The organism is Bradyrhizobium sp. USDA 4473 (assembly GCF_054063335.1).
The window spans coordinates 2,434,283-2,458,152 of record NZ_JBSSGE010000001.1 but is presented as its reverse complement, the minus strand read 5'-3'; the positions used below and the strand labels follow the sequence as shown (position 1 = coordinate 2,458,152).

Annotated in this window: 21 protein-coding genes and 1 pseudogene; 9 read left to right on the top strand and 13 right to left on the bottom strand. The window is 64.5% G+C overall.

Annotation, left to right across the window (positions count from 1 at the left end; genetic code table 11):
- Nucleotides 1-149: 149 nt before the first annotated feature.
- Nucleotides 150-1,376: an ABC transporter substrate-binding protein gene (locus tag ACVW17_RS11475; RefSeq protein ID WP_456751988.1), complete on the bottom strand. Its 1,227-nt coding sequence runs from the start codon at nt 1,374-1,376 to the stop codon at nt 150-152.
- Nucleotides 1,377-1,795: 419 nt separating this feature from the next.
- Here ACVW17_RS11475 and ACVW17_RS11470 point away from each other — a divergent pair, with 419 nt between their 5' ends.
- Entirely contained in the window at nt 1,796-3,421 is a 1,626-nt protein-coding gene (locus tag ACVW17_RS11470; RefSeq protein WP_456751987.1) for a calcium-binding protein, read from the top strand.
- A 24-nt stretch (nt 3,422-3,445) separates the two neighbouring features.
- Here ACVW17_RS11470 and ACVW17_RS11465 read toward each other — a convergent pair whose 3' ends face one another.
- Complete coding sequence (locus ACVW17_RS11465; RefSeq protein WP_456751986.1) at nt 3,446-4,372, bottom strand: methyltransferase domain-containing protein; 927 nt, start codon at nt 4,370-4,372, stop codon at nt 3,446-3,448.
- Nucleotides 4,373-4,488: 116 nt separating this feature from the next.
- Between ACVW17_RS11465 and ACVW17_RS11460 the strand changes: the two genes are divergently transcribed.
- From ACVW17_RS11460 to ACVW17_RS11440, 5 genes and pseudogenes are all read left to right on the top strand, one after another.
- Nucleotides 4,489-5,547, top strand: a complete 1,059-nt coding sequence (locus tag ACVW17_RS11460; protein WP_456756399.1) for a ligase-associated DNA damage response exonuclease — start codon at nt 4,489-4,491, stop codon at nt 5,545-5,547.
- Nucleotides 5,544-7,301, top strand: coding sequence for a cisplatin damage response ATP-dependent DNA ligase (locus tag ACVW17_RS11455; protein WP_456751985.1), 1,758 nt, complete (start codon nt 5,544-5,546; stop codon nt 7,299-7,301). Before ACVW17_RS11460 ends, ACVW17_RS11455 begins: the two co-directional genes overlap by 4 nt.
- 97 nt (nt 7,302-7,398) lie before the next feature.
- Nucleotides 7,399-7,707 carry a DUF6460 domain-containing protein gene (locus tag ACVW17_RS11450; protein ID WP_456751984.1) on the top strand — a complete coding sequence of 103 codons (309 nt, stop codon included), beginning with the start codon at nt 7,399-7,401 and terminating at the stop codon, nt 7,705-7,707.
- Nucleotides 7,708-7,727: 20 nt separating this feature from the next.
- Nucleotides 7,728-8,462: pseudogene (locus ACVW17_RS11445) on the top strand (MBL fold metallo-hydrolase).
- Between the two features lie 120 nt (nt 8,463-8,582).
- Complete coding sequence (locus ACVW17_RS11440) at nt 8,583-9,908, top strand: MATE family efflux transporter (protein WP_456751982.1); 1,326 nt, start codon at nt 8,583-8,585, stop codon at nt 9,906-9,908.
- A gap of 130 nt (nt 9,909-10,038) precedes the next feature.
- On the opposite strand, the gene ACVW17_RS11435 is transcribed toward ACVW17_RS11440, so the two are convergent.
- Both ACVW17_RS11435 and ACVW17_RS11430 read right to left on the bottom strand, forming a co-directional pair.
- Nucleotides 10,039-11,136 (bottom strand): quinone-dependent dihydroorotate dehydrogenase, encoded by a 1,098-nt coding sequence (locus ACVW17_RS11435; RefSeq protein ID WP_456751981.1) that lies wholly within the window; start codon nt 11,134-11,136, stop codon nt 10,039-10,041.
- Nucleotides 11,133-11,477: a DUF952 domain-containing protein gene (locus tag ACVW17_RS11430; protein WP_456751980.1), complete on the bottom strand. Its 345-nt coding sequence runs from the start codon at nt 11,475-11,477 to the stop codon at nt 11,133-11,135. The genes ACVW17_RS11435 and ACVW17_RS11430 overlap by 4 nt, the downstream gene beginning before the upstream one ends.
- Nucleotides 11,478-11,676: 199 nt before the next feature.
- Between ACVW17_RS11430 and ACVW17_RS11425 the strand changes: the two genes are divergently transcribed.
- Entirely contained in the window at nt 11,677-12,330 is a 654-nt protein-coding gene (locus ACVW17_RS11425; protein WP_456751979.1) for a S24 family peptidase, read from the top strand.
- A 79-nt stretch (nt 12,331-12,409) separates the two neighbouring features.
- On the opposite strand, the gene ACVW17_RS11420 is transcribed toward ACVW17_RS11425, so the two are convergent.
- From ACVW17_RS11420 to ACVW17_RS11390, 7 genes are all read right to left on the bottom strand, one after another.
- A complete protein-coding gene (locus ACVW17_RS11420) occupies nt 12,410-13,588 on the bottom strand; it encodes an IS481 family transposase (RefSeq protein WP_456751978.1) in 1,179 nt (392 codons plus the stop codon).
- Nucleotides 13,589-13,831: 243 nt separating this feature from the next.
- Nucleotides 13,832-14,617 carry a class II aldolase/adducin family protein gene (locus ACVW17_RS11415; protein ID WP_456751977.1) on the bottom strand — a complete coding sequence of 262 codons (786 nt, stop codon included), beginning with the start codon at nt 14,615-14,617 and terminating at the stop codon, nt 13,832-13,834.
- A gap of 280 nt (nt 14,618-14,897) precedes the next feature.
- Nucleotides 14,898-16,538 carry a lysine--tRNA ligase gene (locus tag ACVW17_RS11410; protein WP_456751976.1) on the bottom strand — a complete coding sequence of 547 codons (1,641 nt, stop codon included), beginning with the start codon at nt 16,536-16,538 and terminating at the stop codon, nt 14,898-14,900.
- Between the two features lie 160 nt (nt 16,539-16,698).
- Nucleotides 16,699-17,631 carry a transporter substrate-binding domain-containing protein gene (locus ACVW17_RS11405; protein ID WP_456756398.1) on the bottom strand — a complete coding sequence of 311 codons (933 nt, stop codon included), beginning with the start codon at nt 17,629-17,631 and terminating at the stop codon, nt 16,699-16,701.
- Nucleotides 17,632-17,809: 178 nt separating this feature from the next.
- A complete protein-coding gene (locus ACVW17_RS11400) occupies nt 17,810-18,400 on the bottom strand; it encodes an SCO family protein (protein WP_456751975.1) in 591 nt (196 codons plus the stop codon).
- 18 nt (nt 18,401-18,418) lie between these two features.
- Complete coding sequence (locus tag ACVW17_RS11395) at nt 18,419-18,607, bottom strand: hypothetical protein (protein ID WP_456751974.1); 189 nt, start codon at nt 18,605-18,607, stop codon at nt 18,419-18,421.
- A 116-nt stretch (nt 18,608-18,723) separates the two neighbouring features.
- Entirely contained in the window at nt 18,724-19,188 is a 465-nt protein-coding gene (locus ACVW17_RS11390; protein ID WP_456751973.1) for a hypothetical protein, read from the bottom strand.
- Between the two features lie 277 nt (nt 19,189-19,465).
- Between ACVW17_RS11390 and ACVW17_RS11385 the strand changes: the two genes are divergently transcribed.
- The gene (locus ACVW17_RS11385) at nt 19,466-21,124 is read left to right on the top strand and encodes an FAD-binding dehydrogenase (RefSeq protein ID WP_456751972.1); all 1,659 of its coding nucleotides are present in this window, start codon (nt 19,466-19,468) and stop codon (nt 21,122-21,124) included.
- A 75-nt stretch (nt 21,125-21,199) separates the two neighbouring features.
- On the opposite strand, the gene ACVW17_RS11380 is transcribed toward ACVW17_RS11385, so the two are convergent.
- Together ACVW17_RS11380 and ACVW17_RS11375 are read right to left on the bottom strand one after the other, a co-directional pair.
- Nucleotides 21,200-21,559 (bottom strand): hypothetical protein, encoded by a 360-nt coding sequence (locus ACVW17_RS11380; RefSeq protein ID WP_456751971.1) that lies wholly within the window; start codon nt 21,557-21,559, stop codon nt 21,200-21,202.
- 248 nt (nt 21,560-21,807) lie between these two features.
- A complete protein-coding gene (locus ACVW17_RS11375; RefSeq protein ID WP_456751970.1) occupies nt 21,808-22,155 on the bottom strand; it encodes a winged helix-turn-helix transcriptional regulator in 348 nt (115 codons plus the stop codon).
- A 105-nt stretch (nt 22,156-22,260) separates the two neighbouring features.
- Here ACVW17_RS11375 and ACVW17_RS11370 point away from each other — a divergent pair, with 105 nt between their 5' ends.
- Nucleotides 22,261-23,709: a CDGSH iron-sulfur domain-containing protein gene (locus ACVW17_RS11370; RefSeq protein WP_456751969.1), complete on the top strand. Its 1,449-nt coding sequence runs from the start codon at nt 22,261-22,263 to the stop codon at nt 23,707-23,709.
- Nucleotides 23,710-23,870: the final 161 nt, after the last annotated feature.

Sequence of the window (23,870 nt, the reverse complement as noted above, 5' to 3'; positions counted from 1 at the left end):
AGATGGCGGCAGGTGGCAGGAGCATCTCCCTACTCCTCGCCGCCGTCATTGCGAGGAGCGAAGCGACGAAGCAATCCATCTCTCCCCGGGGGGACCGATGGATTGCTTCGCTCCGCTCGCAATGACGGGGATAGAGCGTGTACCTACCCCTACTCCGTCATCGGCTCGCCGGAGAGGTCCCAATCCTTGCCGTTGAAGATCGAGACGTACAACGTCTTCATCGGCGTGTAGTCGTCGGGCGTATAGCTGTAATTGATGCCGTCGAGGAAATAGGGCGAGTGGAAACCGGCCAGCGTGGTGGCGTGCTTCAGCACGTTGGCGCGCGTCAGATCGTCGCCGCAGCGGCGCAGGATTTCGCCCATCGTCGCCGCCTGGCCGTAGCCGGCGAAGGCGATGGTGTTGTCGGGGTCGATGTTCGGCAAGTACTTCTTGCGCAGCTCCTCGAACGCGACCACGTCCGGGTCCTTCTCGTAGCGCGGCACGCCGACTTCCTTGTTGTAGCGGATCGCGACGATGTCCTTGGCGTTCTCGAGCCCCGCAGCGCTCAGGATCGAGCGGCCGGTCGAGCCCGCCGACAACAGCTGCAGCGGCTTCCAGCCGAGCTCCGCCACCTTGCGGATCGACTGCGACGTCGCCTTGCCGGTCGTGATGTTGTAGAACACGTCGGCGCCCGACTTCGACAGATTGATGAGCTGGGAATCGACCGTCGGATCGGTGAGATCGTAGGTCTGCTCCATGATCACCTGTGCCTTGCCGCCGGCATCGGCCAGCACCTTCTTGAACGGCCCCAGGAAGTCGCGGCCGAAATCATCGTTCTGGTAGAGGATGCCGATCCTGGCGTCCGGCTTCACGCTGACGACGTGCTTGGCGAGGATGCGCGCTTCAGTCGGATAGAGCGGCAGCCCCGCCATGGTCCATTTGAAGTTCTTCGGATCGTTCCATTTCGAGGCGCCGGTGTTCAGCAGCAGTTGCGGCACGCCCTTCGAGTTGAGGTACTTGTGGACGGCGGTCTGCGGCGCGGTGCCGAGCGAGCCGTAGAGCGCCAGCACCTCCTCCTGCTCGACCAGCCGACGCGTCGCCTCGACGCATTTCGGCGCGCTGTAGGCGTCGTCCATGGTGAGGAATTTCACCTTGCGGCCGTTGATGCCGCCCTTGTCGTTCAGCATCTGAAAATAAGCTTCGCCGACGCGGCCGAGCACGCCATAAAGCGAGCCCGGGCCGGAATGCGGCACGGTCTGGCCGAGCTTGATCTCGGTGTCGCTCGCGCCGGGATCATACTTCTTGTCGGCGGCCCGGACGAACGGCGCCGGCAGCACGGACGCTGCGATGACAGACAATGCGGTGGCGCCGAATTCGCGCCGCGTATGCTTTTTCATTGTTTCTCTCCCTGAGGCGAAAAGCTCTCGCATTCCGCTTTGCGCCGGGCAAGCGCGAAGTCACCGCCGTGTGGCGCAATGCCGCGTCACGGCAAATGCGTAGCGTGTAGACTCAAGTTGGAGGGCGAACACAGTTCTCTTGCCTTCTCCCGTTGCGGACAGGGTGGCTCGCATCGAAAGATGCGAACCGGACCAGGGGTCACTGCCCGCAGGACAAACTCCTCATCCGCTTCTCCGGTGTGAGAGGTGTGTGATGTCCCTCGAAGGACAACCCAAGCTGAAATCGCCTACTTGTCCGTCGCGCTCGACACGCGATAGGATACTACGAGAGGTTGAGAGACTGCGGCCCGTCATTTGCCGCGGGACGGCAACGATCCTTCTGTATGACGAGAGCTTCGCTACCACATTGATTTTACTGATTGGCGACACTGGCAACGATACGATCGCAAGCAGAGACGAGGCTGCAACTTCAATATTTTGTAACGCAGTCATATTGGCATTCATGCCGAAGCTCGGAGCGAACAATGGCAACCATCCAGGGCACCAGCGGAAACGACACCCTCCTCGGCACCAGCGCACAGGATACGATCAATGGGCTCGATGGCAACGACTTCATCGACGGCGGCGGGGGTTCGGACTTTATCAACACTGGAGCAGGCAACGACACCGTCGCGTTCAACTTTGGCTATGGATCGAACTTTGTCGCGGGTGTTTCCGGCACCGATGAGATGCTCTTCTATGTCGCGCTCGCGGATGTCGCGTTCATCCAGGAGGAGTTCATCAATTATGGCATGGGCGACTTCGACTACTTCCGCGACACATATCTCGTCGACGGCACCCATGTGGGTGAAAGCTACAGGGCCGGCGGCCCGTTCCTTTCATTGTTCGCGGCGTCGGGCACCAGCGTCCATCAATTCGTCGCCAACGGAGGGACGTCCGCATCGGTTTCCGGCACAGCATCGAATGACATCATACCAGGCAATTCCGCGTCGCAGGTCATGGACGGCGGAGCCGGCGACGACATCATCTACGGCAATGGCGGAGCAGACACGCTGAACGGCGGCGACGGCAACGATTATCTGTCCGCCGGTCTCGACGATGGCAGCAACGATACGTTCGACGGCGGCACCGGCATCAACACCATCAGCTATTCAGGCGTCGGCGGCGGGGTCACCCTCGACCTCGGCGCGCATTACGCCATTGGGCCGCAGGTTGGCCACGATGGCGTCTACAACATCCAGGTCGCGATCGGCAGCCTGGGGAACGATACTCTGATCGGCGAGGCCGGCCCGAACACGCTCTACGGCTACTGGGGCAACGACTATCTCTACGGGCTTGGCGGCAACGACGCGATGTTCGGTGGCTACGGCAACGACATCCTGATCGGCGCTGATGGAAACGATGCTTTGCACGGCGACGCCGGGTCGAACTATCTGTTTGGCGGAACAGGCGACGACACGCTGGATGGCGCGGGCGGACTGGCCTCTTCCGACATCAACGTCATGTACGGTGAAGCCGGCGCCGACGTGCTCTACGGCGGAGCCGGAACGAACTATTTCTACGGCGGCACCGGCGTCGACACGATGTACGGCGGCTCCGGTCTCAATATATTTATCTCGTCGGGTGAGGCCGACGGCAACGTCATCTACGGCGGCTCGGGCCAGAACTACGTCTACGGCTCCGACGGCGGCGACACAGTCACGGGCGGCAGCGCCGTCGATGTCTTCCTGATGGGCTCCGGCGCCGACATCATCAGCGGTGGGGGCGGAGTCGACTACGCCTGGGGCGGCGGTGGTTCGGATGTCTTCACCATCAACGACACCAATTCCGAAGTGATGGTGATCCAGGACTTCAACACTGGCGGTGTCAACGACCTGATCAATTTCGCCGGCACATCGCTGCATTCATTCGCGGACGTTCAGGCCGCCGAAACCTACGTCGCCGGGATCAACACGACCATCATCACAGACTCGGCAGGAAGCGCCGTCTGGCTGATTGGCATCGCACCGGGACAGCTGGACGCGAGCATGTTCCAGTTCACATAGGCCCTCCCACAGAGGGTGAAAGCATCACGGCTTGACGGCGACGGCGACGAGGCCTGGTGCCGGGATGTTGTCCTCGTTGCGCGCCGAGAGATCGTCGAGCAGGGCCAGCGTCAGCCCGGCGGCCGCAACGATCGCGCGTACATAGGCCGCGCTGTGCGCGTAGCGCAGCCCTTGGCCTAAGATGACGCCCTCGCCGTCATGGGTTTCCGTGGTGAAGGCGAGCACGCCGCCTGGCACCAGTACGCGCGCGGCCTCCGCAAGCACAGGCGCAAGATCGGCGACGTAGACCATCGCATCCGCGGCGAGGACCAATTCGGCGCTGGCGTCGGGTTTGGTCGAGATGCCCTGCAGCATGTCGTCGACCTCGAGCTCGGCATAGAGGCCGGTGGCGCGTGCCTTGTCGATCATACGCGGCGACAGGTCGATGCCAATGAAGCGGTCGACATGCCGCGCGAACGCATCTGCCGCCAGTCCGGTGCCGCAACCGAGATCGATCGCGCGCTTGAAGAAGGCCGGCTTCTTGGCGCCCGCGCGCACCGACAGCACCGCCTTGAACAGCAGCGCCGGGCCGCGATAGCCGAGATCGCCGACCAGCGCGGCCTCGAAGCGCGGTGCATATTGATCGAACAGCGTCTGCACATAGCCCGGCGGCATCGCGCTGACCGCCTCGACGCCGAGCTGCATCAGATGCAGGCCGGAGCCATGACGGTCTTCGGGATCGGCGTCGCGTGCGGAACGGAAGGCTGCGATCGCGGCCTCGCGCTGACCGAGCTCGAGGCGGATCTTGCCGAGCCTGTACCAGGCGGACGGGAATTTCGGCACCAGCTCGATCGCCTGCTCGAGCAGCTCGGCGGCCGCCGGCAGATCGCCCTTCAATTGCAGGTCGCGCGCAAACTCGTAGCGGCGGTCGGCAACGAGGTCGCCGGAGGATAGAAACAGGCGGGGAGCCATTCGCTCTAGGAACCATCTTCTTTTACGAAAGCACGGACTTTTCCCGGAGATGGATGCACCGGTCAAGCCCGCGCATGACGATTAGATATCGCGGAATCAATGCCTATATGTCCGGCATGCGCCCGCAAGACATCCTGATGCCCGTCCCGGCCGGGCTTTGCTGCAAGCCCGGCGGCTTCCACATCGATCCTGTCAGGCCGGTCGAGCGGGCCCTGATCACGCATGGCCATTCCGACCATGCGCGCCCCGGCCACGGCGCCGTGCTCGCGACCCAGGAAACCCTCGACATGATGCGGCTGCGCTACGGCGAGAATTTCGCCGGCTCAGTGCAGGCGGTCGCCTATGGCGAAGAGATCAGGCTCGGCGACGTCACGGTGTCGTTTCATCCCGCCGGGCACGTCCTCGGCTCGGCCCAGATCTCGGTCACCTGCAAGGATACCCGGATCGTTGCCTCCGGCGACTACAAGGACGCGCGCGACCCGACCTGCGCGCCGTTCGAGCTGGTGCCTTGCGACATCTTCATCACGGAGGCGACGTTTGGATTGCCGGTGTTCCGCCATGGCGATGCCGCCGGCGAAGTGAACAAGCTGCTGGCGTCCGCAAAACTGTTTCCGGAGCGCGCGCATCTGGTCGGCGCCTATTCGCTCGGCAAGGCGCAGCGCGTGATCGCGCTGCTACGCGAGGCCGGCTACGACGCTCCGATCTATCTGCATGGCGCGATGGAGAAGATCACCTATTACTATCAGGGGCGCGGCATTCCACTCGGCGAGCTCCGGCCGGTGCGCGGCATGAAGAAGGCCGATCTCGCCGGCACCATCACGCTGGCGCCGCCGAGCGCGACATCGGATGTCTGGACGCGGCGCTTTCCCGATCCGGTCACCGCCTTTGCCTCAGGCTGGATGCGCGTGCGCGCCCGCGCCCGGCAGGGCGGCATCGAGCTGCCGCTGGTGATCTCGGATCATGCCGATTGGGATGGCCTGACGGCGACGATCGCCGCGACCGGCGCCCGCGAGATCTGGGTCACCCACGGCCAGGAAGACGCGCTCGTGCATTGGTGCAAGAGCAAGGGCCTTGCCGCGCAGCCGCTCGATCTGGTCGGCTATGGCGACGAGGACGAGGGCGAGACGGCAGCGATCACCGGCGAGGTTCAGTCCGACGGCGAGGCGAACACATGAACCGCTTTGCCGAGCTGCTCGACCGCCTCGCCTACGAGCCGGGCCGCAACAACAAGATCAAGCTGCTGGTCGGCTATTTCCGCGCAACCGAGGACCCCGACCGCGGCTATGCGCTGGCGGCCCTGACCGGCGCGCTGTCGTTCAAGCACGCCAAGCCGGGCCTGATCCGCGACCTGATCACCGAGCGCGCCGACCCGGTGCTGTTCGGCTATTCCTATGACTATGTCGGCGATCTCTCCGAGACCGTCGCGCTGATGTGGCCGAAGGCTGGAGCAAGTTACGCCGAGCCTTTCCTGGGCCACCCCTCTCCCCGACCCTCCCCCGCAAGGGGGGAGGGCTGGGGAGAGGGGTACCGCGGGCGAGATGGCAGTGAGACTCCTCGCACGCACAACAATCCGCCTCCGCCGACACTGACCGAGGTCGTCACCACGCTGCGCACGCTCGGCAAGGCGGAGCTGCCGGCGCAGCTGGCGCGCTGGCTGGATGAGCTCGACGAGACCGGACGTTGGGCGCTCTTGAAGCTCGTCACCGGCGCGATGCGGATCGGGATCTCGGCGCGGCTGGCGAAGACCGCGGCGGCCGCACTTGGCGACAAGGACCCGCACGAGATCGAGCTGATGTGGCCCGGTCTGTCGCCGCCCTATCTCGACCTGTTCGCCTGGCTCGAAGGCCGCGGCGACAAGCCGGTTAACAGCGACCCGACCCCGTTTCGACCGGTGATGCTGGCGCATGCGATCGAGGACAGTGATTTCGCCAATCTCGACCCCGCCGAGTTCAGCGCGGAGTGGAAGTGGGACGGCATCCGTGTGCAGGCTGTCGCCGGCCGCGATGCGCGCGGCCACATCCAGGCGCGGCTCTATTCGCGCACCGGCGAGGATATCACCGGCAGCTTCCCCGACCTGGTGCCGTCGCTGCATCTGCCCGGCGCGATCGACGGCGAATTGCTGGTGCTGCGCGACGGTCGCGTGCAGACCTTCAACGTCTTGCAGCAGCGATTGAATCGCAAGGTAGTCTCGCCGAAGCTGATCAAAGAATTCCCGATCCATTTGCGCGCCTACGATTTGCTCGGCGACGGCGAAAACGATCTGCGCGAGCTGCCGTTCACCGAACGCCGCGCGCATCTCGAAGCCTTCGTCGCCAAGCTCGGCGATCCGCGCATCGATCTGTCGCCGACCGTCACGTTCGCGAGCTGGGAAGAGCTGGCCGCGGCGCGTGCCGATCCGAAGAGTGCGGGCGCCGGCAACGACGCCGACGCGGTCGAGGGCGTGATGCTGAAGCGGCGCGATGCGCCCTATCTGCCCGGACGGCCGAAGGGCCCGTGGTGGAAGTGGAAGCGCGATCCGCACATCATCGACGCGGTGCTGATGTATGCCCAGCGCGGCCACGGCAAACGTTCATCCTACTATTCCGACTACACGTTCGGAGTCTGGACCCGCGGTGAGGCCGGCGACGAGCTGGTGCCGGTCGGCAAGGCCTATTTCGGCTTCACCGACGAGGAGCTGTTGCAGATCGATCGCTTCGTCCGTCGCAACACCACCGAGAAGTTCGGTCCGGTGCGACATGTCGTGCACGAGCCGGATCAGGGGCTGGTGCTGGAGGTCGCCTTCGAGGGCCTGCAGCGCTCGCCGCGGCACAAATCCGGCGTCGCGATGCGTTTTCCCCGCATCAGCCGGCTGCGCTGGGACAAGCCCCCACGCGACGCCGACCGACTGGAGACACTTGAACGGATGTTAATCTCCATGACAGGAAGTTAAACCCGCAAGCCGGATGGCAGCCATTGATCGCGCCCCGCGGGTTTCCCATGTGCACCGCCGTGACCTATAATGCGGGCGATTCCGCCAGGAGAGAGCGATGCCAGACAACATCAGGGACTTGCCGGCCGGCGGCCAGAGCGACGGCCTGTACCGCTTTCTCGGCGGCTCGCCGCTGTCGGTGGCATTCCGGCTGATCCTGCTCTCGATCCTGGTCGGCGTCGTGCTCGCCGCGATCGGGCTCGACCCCTGGAACATCCTCTACAGCATCCGCAGGCTGTTCCAGAGCCTCTGGGATCTCGGCTTCGACGCGATCAACTGGGCCTGGCGCTACTTCCTGCTCGGCGCCGTGATCGTGATCCCGATCTGGCTGCTGTCGCGGCTGTTCGGCGCGCCGCGCGGCCGCTGATAAGCGAGGGTTCGCAGCCGATGCAATTGCGATTTGTCGGCTGCGGCGATGCGTTCGGCTCCGGCGGCCGCTTCAACACCTGCTTCCATGTCAGCGGCGAGCGCGCCAATTTCCTGATCGATTGCGGCGCCTCGTCGCTTCCCGCGCTGAAGCGGCTCGAGATCGACCGCGACGCCATCGACCTGATCCTGATCACGCATTTCCACGGCGATCATTTTGCCGGCCTGCCGTTCTTCCTGCTCGACGCGCAATTCTCCCGCCGCACGAGGCCGCTGGTGATCGCAGGTCCCGAAGGCATCGAAACCAAGCTACCCCAGGTGATGGAGGTGATGTTCGAGCATTCCTCCAGGACCAGACAGCGCTTCGATCTGTCGGTCGTCACGCTCGCGCCGCAGGAGCCGCGCAGCTTCGGCGAGATGACCGTGACGCCGTTTCCCGTGCTGCACGGCGAATCCGGTGGGCCATTCCTGGCCTATCGCATCGAAGCGGAAGGCCGCGTGATCAGTTAAAGCGCCGATACCGAATGGACCGACACGCTGATCCCGGCGGCGCAAAACGCCGACCTCTTCATCGCTGAAGCCTATACCCACGACAAAATGGTCAAGAACCATCTCAGCCTGACAACGCTGGATGCGCATCTGCCGGCCATCAACGCGAAACGCGTGGTGCTGACCCATATGAGCGACGACATGCTCGGCCGCATCGACGGCCTGCCCTACACAGCGGCGAGCGACGGCATGGTCGTGATATTGTGACCGCGCAATTGCAGGATAGGCCGTCCAGCCACTTCGCCACCGCATTGCTCTGAGAACATTTCCAGCATGGTCGCGCGGCGGATGACGCGATAGAAGCGTACATTCATCACACTTGTAGCCATGCACGCCCCGGTTCACCAAGAGATCACGACCCGCCAGGTGTTTGCCATCGCCGGTCCCGCGATGGTCGCGAACCTGACCACGCCGCTGATCGGCATCGTCTCGACCACCGCGATCGGTCGCCTCGACGACGCCGCGCTGCTCGGCGGCGTGGCAATGGCCTCGGTGATCTTCGATTGCCTGTTCTGGCTGTTCGCCTTCCTGCGCATGAGCACGCTGGCCTTCACCGCACAGGCGCAAGGCGCCGGCGAGCCGCAGGAATATGCCGCGATCCTGGTCCGGGGGTTCATCGTCGCCGGGCTGATCGGCGCGGCGCTGATCACGCTGCAGGTTCCGCTGGCCGCAATCATCTTCCAGCTGATGGGCGGCAGCGAGGGCGTCACCCGCGCGGCGAAATCCTATTTCATGATCCGGATCTGGTCGGCGCCGCTGGCGCTGGCCAATTACGTCATCCTGGGCTGGCTGGTCGGCCAGGCCCGCGCCAATCTGGCGCTGGCGCTGCAGATCGTGATCAACCTCATCAACATGATCGCTACCGTGCTGTTGGTGCAAACCTATGGCGCCGGCATTGCCGGCGCCGCGATCGCGGCCGTGCTCGCCGAGACGACCGGTTTCGTTGTCGGCATCGTCGTGGCGTGGCGGATCTCGCAAGGCGGCTTCGCGGTTCCCGCGGCCATGCTGTTCGATCGCGCCAAGCTGATGCGGATGCTGGCCGTCAATCGCGACATCATGGTCCGCACCGCGGCGCTGATCGTCGTGTTCCTGTTCTTCACTGCCAAGGGCGCGCGCGAGGGCGACGTCACGCTGGCGGCGAATTCGGTGCTGAACAATTTCCTGCTGGTGAGTGCCTTCTTCCTCGACGGCCTCGCCAATGCCGCGCAGCAGCTGTGCGGCCGCGCCTTCGGCGCCCGCGACGGACGAGGCTTCGCCGATTCGACCCGGCTGGTGCTGCTGTGGGGCATCGGCTTTGCGCTGGCTGTCTCGGTGCTGTTCGCGCTGTTCGGGCCGGCGCTGATCAATTTGATGACGACCAGCGACGACGTGCGCAGCTCAGCGCGCGACTTCCTGCCGTTCGTGATCCTGGCGCCCTTGCCCGGCGTGTTCGCCTTCGGCTTCGACGGCATCTATGTCGGCGCGACCTGGGCCCGCGAGATGCGCAATCTGATGCTGGCCTCGCTCGCGATCTTCCTCGCCACCTGGTGGATGCTTAGCAGCTACGGCAACACCGGGCTGTGGATCGCGCTGCTCGGCTTCTACGTCGCCCGCGGCGGCCTGCAAGGCCTGCGCTATCCGGCGATGCTGCGGAAGTCGTTCAAGATCGTGTAGCTCTGTAGCCCGGATGCAGCGAAGCGAAATCCGGGGTCTGTGTCCGCGGTGAGGCTATCCCGGATTGCGCGGAGCCTGTCATCGGGCGCGCGTTCGCGCGACCCGTTGGCTCCATCCGGGCTACGGGCAACTACCTCACCGGCCAATCTTCGGCCGTGATGGTCGCCGCATCGGCACCGACGATTTCCGACAGAGAGTCACGCCCGGTCCGCAGCAAGGTCGAGGACAGATCGCGCTTGATGTCGTCGACCAGGCCGATGCCCTTGTAGACCAGCGAAGAATACAGCTGGATCAGGCTGGCGCCGGCGCGAATTTTCGTCAGCGCCGCGCCGCCAGAATCGATGCCGCCGACGCCGACCAGCGGAAACGCGCCTTCGACGCGGACATAGGTCTCGGCCACCATCCGCGTCGACAGCCGGAACAGCGGACGGCCCGACAGGCCGCCCTGCTCCTTGGCGCGGTTCTCCTCGCGCAAGGTCGAGGGACGCGCCAGCGTGGTGTTGGCGACGATCATGCCGTCGACCCGCCGCGAGCGCGCGATGTGCACGACATCGTCGAGCTCGGCGAGGCTCAGGTCCGGCGCGATCTTCAGCAGCACCGGCGAATCGCCGGCGTTCTTGCGCACGCGCTCGCGGGTGTCGATCACCCGCGCCAGCAGATCGTCGAGCGCCGCCGATTGCTGCAGATTGCGCAGGCCCGGCGTGTTGGGCGAGGAGACGTTGACGGTGAAATAGCTCGCGACCGGGGCAAAGGTCTCGATCAGCTGCACATAGTCCGCGACGCGGTCCGTCGAATCCTTGTTGGCCCCGACATTGACCCCGACGATCCCTGCGGCGCCACCGCGCGCGGCGAGCCGGCGCAGCACGGCGTCCGCACCGTCATTATTGAAGCCCATGCGGTTGATGACGGCCTCGTCGCGCTCGAGGCGGAACAGCCGCGGCCGCGGATTGCCGGCTTGCGGCTTCGGCGTCACCGAGCCGATCTCGACAAAGCCGAAACCGAGCCGCAGCAGCGCGTCGGGCACTTCCGCGCTCTTGTCGAAGCCCGCCGCCATGCCGATCGGATTCGGAAAATTCAGCCCGAAGGCACGCACCGCGAGCTGGGGATCATCCGCCCGCTGCCGGAACGGCGGCAGCAGCTTCAGGCCCTGGATCGCCATGCGATGGGCATCTTCGGCATCGAACAGGCGCAGCAGCGGCAGCGAGAAGGCATCAAAGGCACGGATCACGGCTTGAGCTCCGGAACGTCGTGGCCGCCGTCGGAGCGCGCGCGCAGGTCGAGGATTTCGGTGACCGCGCCGAGATCGAGTTCGCCGTAGAGATGCGGGAACAATTCGTCATTGCGCGACCGCTCCCAGCGGAGGGCGTCGCCGAGCGCATCGGCATCGACCACGACCAGGAACAGGCCGGTTTGCCCGTGATAGTGCTTGCGTGCGGTTTCGGCCACCTGGGCGGCGGTCGAAAAATGGATGAAGCCGTCGCGTTTGTCGTCCGCACTGCCCCGGTACACGCCCTGCCGCTCGGCCTCGCGCCAAGCCGAAGCGGGGGTGATTTTGTAGATCATAGGCACGGCCCGGCCTTCCCTTTTGTCCTTGAGTCTTTTGGGGGTTTATCCGGATTTGCGGGGAAAGGCCCCAATCGCCATCTGGCGAGCGAGGGACCGTATCGGCGGTGGCCGCGCAACTCAAGCGGTGTCGGGACACATCCGCCGGCAGATTTGCGAAAATCGAAGTTTCAGGCAATAATTCCTACCTTCCGGGATGTTCTCGATGGCCAAACAGTCCAAAGCCGCCCGACCGCTGACCCACGCTCAGGTCTGGGCCGCGCTCGACCGGCTTGCCGAGCGTGCCGGCCTGTCACCATCCGGCCTCGCCAAGCAGTCCGGTCTTGATCCCACCACCTTCAACAAGTCCAAGCGCGTGACCGGCGACGGGCGCGAGCGCTGGCCGTCGACCGAATCGCTGTCCAAGGCGCTGGCCGCGAGCAATGCCAGCATGGAGACCTTCGTGCAGCTGCTCGGCGATGGCGCGCGCGGCGCTCAGTCGGTGCCGCTGATCGGCTTCGCCCAGGCCGGCGCCGGCGGCTATTTCGACGACTCAGGCTTTCCCGCCGGCAAAGGCTGGGATGAAGTGGCGCTGCCGGGGACCTCAGACGAGCACGCCTATGCGCTGGAAATCGAGGGCGATTCGATGAAGCCCGCCTATCGCGAAGGCGACATCATCGTGGTGTCACCCGCGACCGCGATCCGCCGCGGCGATCGCGTGGTGGTGCGCACCAGCGGCGGCGAGGTGATGGTGAAGGAATTGAAGCGCCGCACCGGCAAGGTGCTGGAACTCGCCTCGCTCAACCCGGAGCACCCCGACCGCATGCTCGATGCTGAAGAGGTCACGTGGATCGCGCGCGTGGTGTGGGCGAGCCAGTAGCGGTCAACACAACAACGGTGTCGTCCCGGGCAAGCGCAGCTGCGTCCCCAGACAAAACTGTCATCGCCCGGCTCGATGTTTAGACCGGAGACATGGCTGACGCCTGTTCCGACACATCACTGACAGGTCTGCCATTGGTCAAGTCGATTGATGCGACCTGCCAGCTGGCGAAGAAGATTCCGTAGTTGCCGTCGCGGTTGAGCGGTCTGATCGCAAGAGGCTCGCCGCAGAAGGCTTGCGGGACTTTCCACATCTGCCCCCGGAAGGCGACGTAGCTCCGTGTCGAGGAGACGATGCGAACGATCTCTCCGGTATCGTATTCGACCTTCGGAACACGGTTCGGCATGGCGCGAGAACTCGGCCGGTAGCGGTCGGCTGGGACAGCCATGCCGAGCGCCTCGTGAGGCCGCTCCAAATTGTAGAGTGTGCGCCAGCTATCCAGGGCACGCTGGACTTCCGGCAAAGTGCGGAACGAGCGCAGGGCAAACACTTCCGCTTTCAAACTGCGATGGAAGCGCTCGTTCTTGCCGCGGCCCTGCGGGTGACACGGCCTGGCATGCACCACATGGATGCCGAGCTTGAGCAGCCAGACCTTCAGCGCGGTCCAGCGAGCGCCGGACGTATCGCCCCAGGGCGAGCCGTTGTCGATGTAAAAGACGTCCGGTAGGCCATAGCGGCGAAAGGTATCGGTCAGATGCTTCTGCACGTTGGGGCGCTGCTCATTGGCACATGCCTTCAGGCACAGAGCATAGCGCGAGTGATCGTCCACCATGGTCAGCGGATGGCACCGCGTCCCGTTGCCGAGAGGCATGTGGCCCTTGAAGTCCATCTGCCACAGCTGATTGGGAGCCTCCTTCTCAAAGCGATGGCCTGGCGGACCGGGCGGTGCCTTCTCACTCGGCTTGATCCGCTCATGTCGGCACAGGATCCGATGCACCGTGGAGGCCACTGGCACAGCTTGCCCGTCCCGCTTCAGGCAATGGGCGATCTTGCGCGCTCCCCAGGCCGGATGCTTGTCGCGGACCGCCACCACCTGCGCCTCCAGCGCGATCGCACTGCGCTTGGGCATCGTCTTCGGTCGACGGGACTGATTGGCCAGTTCCCGATCGCCGGCATGCCACCGCCTCAGCCACTTGTAGCCGACATCAGGACTGATCCCAAAGCGCCGGCACAGCTCTCGCCGGTTCGCGCCTTCCTGCAGAGCAAGCCGCACAAACTCTCGTCGCTGATCCATCACTGACACCTCGCTCCACGGCATGGACGGCTCCCGAATCGACCAATCCAGCCAATTTTGACGTGTCAGCTATGTCTCCGAACACCTGTCAGTGATCTGTCCGGTCTAAACACTCGACCGGGCGATCCAGTACGCCGCGGCTTCTCGACTCAAGCACAGCCGCCTCTGGAATACTGGAGCACCCGCTTTCGCGGGTGATGACACCTCGCTGTTTGATTTCTCGTCTCGGCGTTCGCAGGGACGACGGCGGAGATTGCGCTGCGTAGTCTACGTCGCGTAGTCCGGCTCCTTGCGATCCAGCATGCGCTTCAGCGCATCGAAATGCCGCTGCGCCGGGGATGGGCCGCTGTAGAGATGGTCGTCGCGGAAATCGCGCTTGGTCTTCTCCACCACATGCTGCGGCAACTGCTTGAGCGGCTGCTGGGTCCACATCGCGTAGATTTGCACCTGCGCGGCGCGCTCGATGTAATAGAGCCGGTCATAGGCGTCGGCGACGGTCTCGCCGACGGTCGAGATGCCGTGATTGGCCATGAACAAAATGGTCTTGTTGCCGATCACCTTGGCGAGCCGTGCGCCTTCCTCGGGGTCGAGCGCAGGTCCGGTGTAGAGATCGTCATAGGCGATCGCCTCCGACAGCCCGACCTCGGTCTGGCCGATCTCCTTGATCCGCGGATCCTCGAGCCGGGTCAGCGCGCTGGCATACGGCATATGGGTGTGGAACACCGCCTTGGCCTGCGGCAGCGCCTTGTGGATCGGCGCATGGATACAGAAGCATGAGCGCTCGACCTCACCCTCGCCGCGCTTCACCTCGGCATCGTCGATGCCGACCTCCATGAACGACGACGCGGTGACCTCCGACCAGTGCATGCCGAACGGAATCTGGTAGTAGCGGTCGGTGCGGCCGGGAACCACGAAGGTGAGATGGTTGAAGATGCCTTCGGAAAAGCCGTGGATGTAGGCGAGCCGATGCGCCGCCGCGAGATCGACCCGCGCCTGCCATTCCTCGGCGCTCGAACTGTCCTGCAGCGATGTCGGTGAAACCCTGAACTGCATGCGCATGCTCCCATCTGTGCCGGCCCCTTGGCGGAGGCCGTGCTGATTTTATGGGGCCGACTGTAGCGCAATCCGGCAACAGCCTCGGCTGAAATTGCGGCAGGACTGCCATCTGGTTTTGCGGCGCTACGCCGCAGTGTGCGCTCGTAGCCCGGATGGAGCCAACGGGTCGCGCGAACGCGCGCCCGATGACAGGCTCCGCGCAATCCGGGGCACCGAGGCCGCTGATGATGATCCCCCGGATTTCGCTTCGCTTCATCCGGGCTACACATCCTTCAAATTACGACGACCGTGCCAATGCGCCGTCGATCATGTTGACCGCGTTCTGCACGCCGTAGACCGCGACGAAGGAGCCGAAGCGCGGGCCCTTCTCCTGGCCGAGCAGCACCTGGTAGAGCATGTTGAACCAATCGAGCGAGACGCCGGGGCGGCCGTCCTTGCCCTTCTTGACCAAGTCGAGGAACGGCTCGCGGCGGCCGATCTCGTAGACCACGTTCTGGATGTCTTCCGCGGTCGCCTCAGCCGGCATGTTGGCGAGCGCATCGCGCAGATCCTGCAGCGCGGCGCGTTCGCCGTCGGTCGGCTCGCGGAACTGCTTGGTCGGCGCCACGAAGTCGCGATAGTAGTTGATGGCGTAGCCGACCATCGCATCGAGCTTCGGATGGGTCTGCGGCGTCACACCCGGACGATAGCGGCCGATGAAGCCCCACAGCGTCTCGGCATTCTCCGCATTCGACGACGACACCAGCGTCAGCAGCAGCTGGAAGGTGACGGGCATGTCGGCCTGCGGCGGCTTGCCGGAATGGATGTGCCAGACCGGATTTTGCAGCTGCTGCCGCGCCTCCTGGCGCGTGAAGCCGTCGAGGAACTGCTGGTAGTCGTCGACGTTGCGCGGGATGACGTCGAAATAGAGTCGCTTCGCCGCCTTGGGCTCGCGATACATGAACAGCGACAGCGATTCCGGCGAGGCGTAGCGCAGCCATTCGTCGATGGTCAGGCCGTTGCCCTTCGACTTCGAGATCTTCTGGCCCTTCTCGTCGAGGAACAGTTCGTAGTTGAAGCCTTCCGGCGGTGTGCCGCCGAGCGCCGCGCAGATCTTGCCCGACAGCTTCACCGAATCGATCAGGTCCTTGCCGGCCATTTCATAGTCGACACCGAGCGCATACCAGCGCATCGCCCAGTCCGGCTTCCATTGCAGCTTGCAGCGGCCGCCGGTGACGGGAACGGTGACGCTCTCCTTGGTGTCGGGGTCTTCATAGGAGATCGTGCCGGCCTTGGCGTCATGCGCGGTCACCGGCACGTAGAGCACGAGGCCGGTGCGCGGACAGATCGGCAGGAACGGCGAGTAGCTCGCGGCGCGCTCCTCGCGCAGCGACGGCAGCATGATCGCCATCACCTTCTCGATCCGCTCCAGCATGCGCAGCAGCGCGGCGTCGAACCGGCCGGAGGTGTAATACTCGGTCGAACTCGCGAATTCGTAGTCGAAGCCGAACTGGTCGAGGAAGGCGCGCAGCCGCGCATTGTTGTGCTGGCCGAAGCTCGGATGGGTGCCGAACGGATCGGGCACCTTGGTCAAGGGCTTGCCGAGATGCTGCTCGAGCAACTCCCTGTTCGGCACATTGTCCGGCACCTTGCGCAGGCCGTCCATATCGTCGGAGAAGGCCAGCAGGCGGGTCTTGATCTTATCTTCGGTGAGCACGCGGAAGGCGTGGCGCACCATCGTGGTGCGCGCGACCTCGCCGAAGGTGCCGATATGCGGCAGGCCCGAGGGGCCGTAGCCGGTCTCGAACAGCACCTCGTCCTTGGGATTTTTCTTCAGCCGCGCCACAATCGCTTTCGCCTGCTCGAATGGCCAGGCGTTGGATTGTTCGGCGAGCGCCCGCAGGTCGCTCGGGCTGGCAGAAGGATCGATCACGGACATTCCTCGGGCTTTCTCCAAAAAGGCCGCGAAAACTAACGCTTTCGCGGCAAAATGCAAAACGACGGGAAGCTTGTCGTTATTCCGGGATGGTGCGTCAGCACCAGACCCGGAATCTCGAGATTCCGGGTTCGATGCTACGCATCGCCCCGGAATGACGGAGCTAAAACGGGCTGATCGAGAAATAGCGCAGCCACAGATCGGTGAAGCGGCCTTTTTCCCAGATCCGGAACAGCGCCCAGTTCAACGACTGCCGCAGCAGATCGTTGCCCTTGCGCACGGCGATGCCGACGCCCTCGCCGAAATAACGGCTCTCGACGAAAGGGCCGCCGGAGAACGCGCAGCATTCGGCGGAATCGGTGCCGTTGATCCAGAACGCCAGAGAGATCGCATCGCCGAAGATGAAATCGACCTCGCCGCGGCGCAGTGCCGCACGCAGCGCATCGTTATCCGGGTACGAATGGATCTCGGCGTCGGTGAACATCGCCTTGAGATAGGCCTCGTGCGAGGTGCCGGCGATCACGCCGACCTTCTTGCCCTCGAGATATTCGGGACGGATTTCCGGCATCACGTTGTCACGGCGCGACACGAAGCGCGCCGGCGCGCGGTAATAAGGATCGGTGAAATCGACCTTGGTGCGCAGCTGCGGCGTCACCGCCATCGAGGCGATGATGGCGTCGCCCCGGTTGGTGGCGAGCGCATCGATCAGGGTCTCGAAGCGGCGCATCTGGATGGTGCAGGTGACCTTGATCTCGTCGCACAGCGCACGCGCCAGGTCGACGTTGAAGCCGGCCGGATTGCCATCAGGGCCAGTGAAGTTGAACGGCGGATAATCGGTCTCGGTCAGGAAGCGGATCACGGTGAGGCGCGACAGGTCGGGCCGGTCGGGCCTGCGCCGCGGATCCCAGAAGCCGGGCACCGCCTGGGGCGCGGCCTCGGTGGCTTTGGGTGGCTGGGTTGGCGGCGACGGAGCCGCTGCTGCCGGCGGCGGCGCGGGTGCCGGCTGTGCAGGGGCCGCCTTGGCGGCCGGAGCCGGCGCGCTCTTCGCCGCCGGGGCCTGTGCCGGAGGCGTCTGCCCGGCCGCGGGCCCCCCCATGGCCAGCACGGCGGCGGCCAGCAATCCCGCGGCCAGGCGAGACTGGCGCGAGCGGACGGCACATGGCTGGGCAGACAGATTGGGCATAACCGGCAATATCAGGAAATTGAACGGCTTATAGACCATCCGGCGCGTGAAGCGAGCGCCGAATGGGTTAATTCTGAACCGGAAAAAGCGATCAGAGATACCGTTTGAGATCAGCCGCCGCCTCTTCCGGCGTCCGTTTCAGATTGAACGGCGCGACGAAATGACCGTCGCGGTCCATCAGATAGATCAGCGCGGTGTGGTCCATCGTGTAGTCGCCATCCTTGAGCGGCACCTTCTTGGCGTAGACACGGTAGCTCGACAGCACCTTGGCGATCGCTGCCGGGTCGCCGGTCAGGCCCTTGAGGTGTGGATCGAAGCTCGACAGGTAATCCTTCATCGCCGAGGCGGTGTCGCGCTCCGGGTCGACCGAGACGAAATAAGCATTCACGCGGTCGGCATCCTTGCCCATCGCCTTCAGCACCTCGGAAATCTCGAACAGCGAGGTCGGGCAGATGTCCGGGCAATGGGTGAAGCCGAAGAAGATCAGCGTCGGCTTGCCCTGGAGGTTCTTGTCGGTGACGGTCTGCCCAGACTGGTCGGTGAGTTGGAACGGGCCGCCGATCGCGGCCGGCGCGGCGACGGTGCGCAGGCCGCCGACCGCCCACAGCATAAGGAACAGGCCGACCGCCAGACTGCCGGCGAAGGCAGCAAAGATCACCAATGGGCGCGTGGTCCGGGGCATGATGCGAGAGCGTCCTTGTCAGAAGCAGGCGGCGATGCCGGCCGTGATCATTTCGAAAAATACCGCGGTCCCGTAGTGGAACCAGAGCGCGGCGGCGGCAAGCAAGGCCAATCCGCCGATGCCGGCAGCGCCCCACAGGATCGCAGACGCCACCCGGCCCTGCGGAGCCGCGACGAGCTCGGGTCGGGTGGAGATCGGCTGAACCATGCGGTTGAGATAAGCCCGGTTCCGGCAGGCAGCAAGCGCAATGGCGGTCGCAGGCCGTCAAATGAGTGCGAGGCGATTTCCGGCGCTTATCCCGTCATGCCGGGGTCGGCTGCGCCTCAATGCTCGCCCTTGGCCGAGGCCTGGGCGTTGAGGTAGCACGGCTTGTACAGCGCCTGCAGTTGCTTGCCTTGCAGGAAGATCATGCGCCGGGTCAGACCGCCGCGACCCGTGATCCATTTGCGCACCGCCGGCGGATACATCAGGTACAGCATATGGGTGGCTTCGGGATTGGGCACCGGACGGCCGTCATCACCGTAATCCCAGGCGGCATGGAAGCCGAGGCTGGCATGCGAGGTCACGCAAATCCGGTCGTGAGGAACCTTGCCGAGCACGATGGTGCAGGCCGAGGCGCACAGCCCGTCGATGATCACGGTCTCACCCGAGGTGCGCAGGTCCTGATATTTGTCGACATAGACGCCGATCTTGCCGCCGCGATCGTCGGCGATCCTGACCACTGCGTGAGACGCCCCCATTCCCGCCAGCAGGAGAACCGCAGCGAGCAACCCCGTCAGCAACTTCATTTTGGCCAGCCCCAGTCGAAACCGAATCTGTTTGGTCTGTGATGCACGACAATCGTGAGCGTGTTGCGGCGACGGATTTTTGTCCAGACGAGCGAAGCCGGTCAAAACAAATTCAAATTGGGTGTTGCGCGCACGCTGCACTGGCGCGTGGAAAGGTCCCAAACTGGAACAGCTTGCCGCAATTATTTGGTGCCTCGCCGCCACAGGCAAGGTCCATTTGGCGTTGACCGCGCACAACGACGTGGTCTTGATTCACGGCGGGATGGGGGAATCAAACATGGCTGACGATGCAGATGTGATCGTGGTCGGCGCCGGGCTTGCCGGTCTGGTTGCCGCAACCGAGATCGCCGATGCGGGCAAGCGCGTCATCGTGCTCGACCAGGAAGGGGAACAGAGCATCGGCGGCCAGGCGTTCTGGTCGTTTGGCGGATTGTTCCTGGTCGATTCGCCGGAACAGCGCCGGCTCGGCATCAAGGACTCTGCCGACCTCGCGTTGCAGGACTGGATCGGCACCGCCGGTTTCGATCGCGAGGAGGATCATTGGCCGCGCAGATGGGCCAAAGCCTATGTCGCGTTCGCGGCGGGCGAGAAGCGCGACTGGCTGCGCGCGATGGGCCACCGCATCTTCCCGGTGGTCGGCTGGGCCGAACGCGGCGGCTACGACGCGATGGGCCATGGCAATTCGGTGCCGCGCTTCCACGTCACCTGGGGCACCGGTCCCGGCATCGTCGAGCCGTTCGAGCGTCGCGCGCGCGACGCTGCGAACAGCGGACGGATCATCTTCAAGTTCCGCCATCGCGTCGATGCGCTCAGCGTGACCAACGGCGCGGTCGACGGCGTCAGCGGCGCGGTCCTGGAACCGACGTCGGTCGAGCGCGGCAAGAGTTCGTCGCGCAACGTGGTCGGCGATTTTTCCCTGCGCGCGCAGGCGATCATCGTCGCCTCCGGCGGCATCGGCGGCAATCATGATCTGGTGCGGCAGAACTGGCCGACGCGGCTCGGCGCGCCGCCGAACTTCATGATCTCCGGCGTACCCGAACATGTCGACGGCCGCATGATCGGGATCACCGAGCAAGCAGGCGGCCGGCTGATCAACCGCGATCGCATGTGGCACTATGTCGAGGGCATCCAGAACTGGAACCCGATCTGGCCGCGTCACGGCATCCGGATTCTGCCGGGGCCATCGTCGATGTGGTTCGACGCCACGGGCAAGCGATTGCCGGCGCCGCTGTTCCCGGGCTCCGACACGCTCGGGCAACTGCATTACATCATGGGCACCGGCTACGACTATTCGTGGTTCATCCTGACCCAGAGCATCATCAAGAAGGAATTCGCGCTGTCGGGCTCGGAGCAGAACCCCGACCTCACCGGAAAAAGCTGGCGCATGACGATCAAGCGCGCCACCAACAAGGGCGCGCCCGCGCCGGTCGAGGCCTTCAAGCAGCACGGCGCCGACTTCATCGTGCGCGACAATCTCGCCGATCTCATCAGTGCCATGAACAAGCTCGCCGGCAATGATCTGTTGCAGCTCGACGCCATCAAGGCGCAGATCGAAGCGCGCGATCGCGAGATCATCAATCCCTACGTCAAGGATGCGCAGGTGATGAACCTGCACAATGCGCGGCGCTATATCGGCGACCGGCTGATCCGGACCGCGAAGCCGCATCGCATCCTCGATCCCGAGCACGGCCCGCTGATCGCGGTGAAGCTCAACATCCTGACCCGCAAGACGCTCGGCGGCTTCGAGACCGACCTGGATTCACGCGTGTTCGGCAGGGATCACCAGATCATCCGCGGGCTCTACGCGGCCGGCGAAGCCGCCGGCTTCGGCGGCGGCGGCGTGCACGGCTATCGCTCGCTGGAGGGAACATTCCTCGGCGGCTGCCTGTTCTCGGGCCGCAATGCAGGGCGCGCGGCGGCGAAGGCGGTGGATTAAACCCGCCGGGTTTGAACCGGCGGGCTCTTGTCATTGAGTCGGAATTTCTTCGGCTACCTTGGAGCTATCTTGCGCTCACGCCAGCTTGGTGAAGAGCGTGAGAATGCCGTTGCTGAGATTGACCGCGACAACCTGTGCCGAGCTCAGTCCCTTCGCCTTCAGCGCGGAAGTCGCCTCCGTGGACGCGTCGATCGAACCCCGCAGGCTCTTCAGATCCTCTTCGCTTGCCTTTGCGATGACGGCCTCGACCCGTGACCGGACTTCGGGCTTCAGTTCCTTCACGTCCACGACCTGTATGGTCTTGATCGTGGCGGGCTGCTCAGACTGGGCCTGCGACGGCGTGTTCGGCTGCGTTCCCTGCACTTGCGCCCAGGCAGGCGCCCCAAGCGAGAGCGCGGCAACGATGATGGATGCCGTAGAGATACGGATGCGCATGAGCATTCCTTGTGTTGATTACCCCCAACATCCCGCGACAACGAGCTTTCCTCGCTGATGGTTCCGGCCGGAAATCCACTCTCCAGGCTGGTTCCGCGCGAAGGTTATGGAACCGTCGCAGGGCAGCGGTCAAATATCGAGGAACAACCCCATGCAAAGGAGCTGGCGGTGGCCGCGCTCGATCAAGCGACTTGACACGTCGGGCAACTCAGGGGCACACTTCCAATATTCCGAAATTACGCCCTCCCCTACTCCGCCTCCACGTTGAGGAAGCGGACACCGAACGTGTCGGCATTCGCCTGCCCCCAATCGTAGAGGGCCTGCAGCATCGGCTTCAGCATCTCGCCGCGTTTGGTCAGGCAATAGCGCGAGGCGCCGCCGCCGCGCTCCTGCTTGACGAAGCCTGAATTGCAGAGATCGCGCAGCCGCTCGGTCAACACCTTGTCGCTGAGCTGCGGGATGTCGTGGCGCAGTTCGCCATAGCGCATCGGGCGGACCTTCAGCCGGCTCAGGATCACGGTCTTCCATTTGCCGCTGAGCTGATCGATCGAGAACTCGACCGGGCAACCATATTTGCGCTTGGTCTTGCGGATCATCGCAACTCCCCTGCGGCACTTTCCATCTGGTTCGTTGAGCGCCGCCATCGATCCATCTAAGCACGCTTCGCGCGGGTTGGGCGAGTTCAGGGATCATTGCAAGGCATGACAGACGACAGTTCCGTCCAAGGGTCGAGCGACAGACAACCTCCACGCAAGCGCATCGCCGTCAGGCGCAACGGGCCGTATGAACCCGAGCCCGGCATTGCGATCGTCGATCATCTCGGCGTGCCGGTCGCGACCGAGGAGCCGGTGCGGCTCTGCCGCTGCGGACAATCGCAGACCAAACCGTTCTGCGACGACAGCCACGTTGCGCGCGGCTTCACCGACGGTAAGGATCCGCGGCGCGTGCCTGACAAGCTCGATGTCTATGCGGGGCAGCAGGCCCATGTGTTCGACAACCGCGGCACCTGCGCACATTCCGGCTTCTGCACCGACCGGCTCAACGCCGTGTTTCGCCTCGGCGAGGAGCCGTTCGTCGCGCCGAGCGGCGCGCGCCTCGACGACCTCATCAATGCGGTGCGCCGATGCCCGTCGGGCGCGCTCGGCATCGGCATGGGCCCGCAGTGTGATGCCAATTGGTCCGATGTCAGCCGGCCGCCGCAGATCGAAATATCGAAGGACGGGCCCTATCGCATCACCGGCCATGTCGAGCTGGTCGATGAGGACGGCACGCCGATCGCACCGAACGCGGGCGCGTCGCGGGAACATGTCAGCCTGTGCCGCTGCGGCTCGTCGCTGAACAAGCCGTTCTGCAGCGGCATGCACTGGAACGTCGCATTTCATGACCCCGTGCTCGATCCGATGCGCGAGCCGACACTGTTCGAATGGGCCGGCGGCTATCCGGCGCTGCTCGACATGACGCGCATCTTCTACAGCCGCTATGTGCCGGAGGATCCGCTGCTCGGCCCGCTGTTCGCCGAGATGTCGCCGGACCATCCCGAACGGGTCGCGGCCTGGCTCAGCGAGGTGTTCGGCGGCCCGCGCTTCTACACCGAACGCTATGGCGGTTATCGGCGGATGGTGTCGCAGCACATCGGCAAGCGGATCAGGCCCGAGCAGCGCGCGCTGTGGGCCACCTACATGGTGCAGAGCGCCGACGATGCCGGGCTGCCGTCCGATCCGGAATTCCGCGCCGCCTTCGTCGCCTATATCGAATGGGGCTCGCGGATTGCGGTGGAGAATTCCGGCCCCGGCGCGACACCGCCGCCGAACATGCCGGTGCCGCGCTGGTGGTGGGTCTGCAACACAACGCCGGCCGCGCGGCCGTCGGCAGCCGCGAGCGACGTGCCCGTCGCGAATGACCGCGGCGTCGCGCTGCCCGGTCCCGGCGAGACCGTGCAGTTCGAACAGCACATCCGGCCGCTGTTCCGGCCGATGGATCGCAACGCGATGCTGTTCGCGTTCGATCTCTGGAAGGAGGCGGACGTTGCCAGGCACGGCCGGCAGATTCTAGCGCGCCTCGAGGCCGGGACCATGCCGTGCGACGGCGCCTGGCCGGCCGAGCGGGTGGCACTGTTCGCACGCTGGGCAGGTGCTGGATCGAATCCTTGAAAATTGTGATTGCGCCGAGGCAGTCTCTGCTGTCGTCCCTGCCTAGTGCGCAATTGCGCACGGGAGCAGGAACCCAACTACCGCTCCAAATCGTTGAGTGCGCTGGGGCCGCAATGTGCTTCACGGCTGATTTCCGTGGTTATGAGTCCCGGATCGCGCTT

Excerpts from the sequence above, each read along its gene's own strand:
- ACVW17_RS11395 (WP_456751974.1), bottom strand. The coding sequence starts at position 18,607 with ATGGTTCAGCCGATCTCCACCCGACCCGAGCTCGTCGCGGCTCCGCAG.
- ACVW17_RS11390 (WP_456751973.1), bottom strand. The coding sequence starts at position 19,188 with ATGAAGTTGCTGACGGGGTTGCTCGCTGCGGTTCTCCTGCTGGCGGGA.
- ACVW17_RS11380 (WP_456751971.1), bottom strand. The coding sequence starts at position 21,559 with ATGCGCATCCGTATCTCTACGGCATCCATCATCGTTGCCGCGCTCTCG.
- ACVW17_RS11400 (WP_456751975.1), bottom strand. The coding sequence starts at position 18,400 with ATGCCCCGGACCACGCGCCCATTGGTGATCTTTGCTGCCTTCGCCGGC.
- ACVW17_RS11410 (WP_456751976.1), bottom strand. The coding sequence starts at position 16,538 with ATGTCCGTGATCGATCCTTCTGCCAGCCCGAGCGACCTGCGGGCGCTC.
- ACVW17_RS11385 (WP_456751972.1), top strand. The coding sequence starts at position 19,466 with ATGGCTGACGATGCAGATGTGATCGTGGTCGGCGCCGGGCTTGCCGGT.
- ACVW17_RS11405 (WP_456756398.1), bottom strand. The coding sequence starts at position 17,631 with ATGGGGGGGCCCGCGGCCGGGCAGACGCCTCCGGCACAGGCCCCGGCG.
- ACVW17_RS11460 (WP_456756399.1), top strand. The coding sequence starts at position 4,489 with ATGCGCCCGCAAGACATCCTGATGCCCGTCCCGGCCGGGCTTTGCTGC.
- ACVW17_RS11450 (WP_456751984.1), top strand. The coding sequence starts at position 7,399 with ATGCCAGACAACATCAGGGACTTGCCGGCCGGCGGCCAGAGCGACGGC.
- ACVW17_RS11420 (WP_456751978.1), bottom strand. The coding sequence starts at position 13,588 with ATGCCGTGGAGCGAGGTGTCAGTGATGGATCAGCGACGAGAGTTTGTG.
- ACVW17_RS11465 (WP_456751986.1), bottom strand. The coding sequence starts at position 4,372 with ATGGCTCCCCGCCTGTTTCTATCCTCCGGCGACCTCGTTGCCGACCGC.
- ACVW17_RS11415 (WP_456751977.1), bottom strand. The coding sequence starts at position 14,617 with ATGCAGTTCAGGGTTTCACCGACATCGCTGCAGGACAGTTCGAGCGCC.
- ACVW17_RS11455 (WP_456751985.1), top strand. The coding sequence starts at position 5,544 with ATGAACCGCTTTGCCGAGCTGCTCGACCGCCTCGCCTACGAGCCGGGC.
- ACVW17_RS11375 (WP_456751970.1), bottom strand. The coding sequence starts at position 22,155 with ATGATCCGCAAGACCAAGCGCAAATATGGTTGCCCGGTCGAGTTCTCG.
- ACVW17_RS11425 (WP_456751979.1), top strand. The coding sequence starts at position 11,677 with ATGGCCAAACAGTCCAAAGCCGCCCGACCGCTGACCCACGCTCAGGTC.
- ACVW17_RS11475 (WP_456751988.1), bottom strand. The coding sequence starts at position 1,376 with ATGAAAAAGCATACGCGGCGCGAATTCGGCGCCACCGCATTGTCTGTC.
- ACVW17_RS11440 (WP_456751982.1), top strand. The coding sequence starts at position 8,583 with ATGCACGCCCCGGTTCACCAAGAGATCACGACCCGCCAGGTGTTTGCC.
- ACVW17_RS11370 (WP_456751969.1), top strand. The coding sequence starts at position 22,261 with ATGACAGACGACAGTTCCGTCCAAGGGTCGAGCGACAGACAACCTCCA.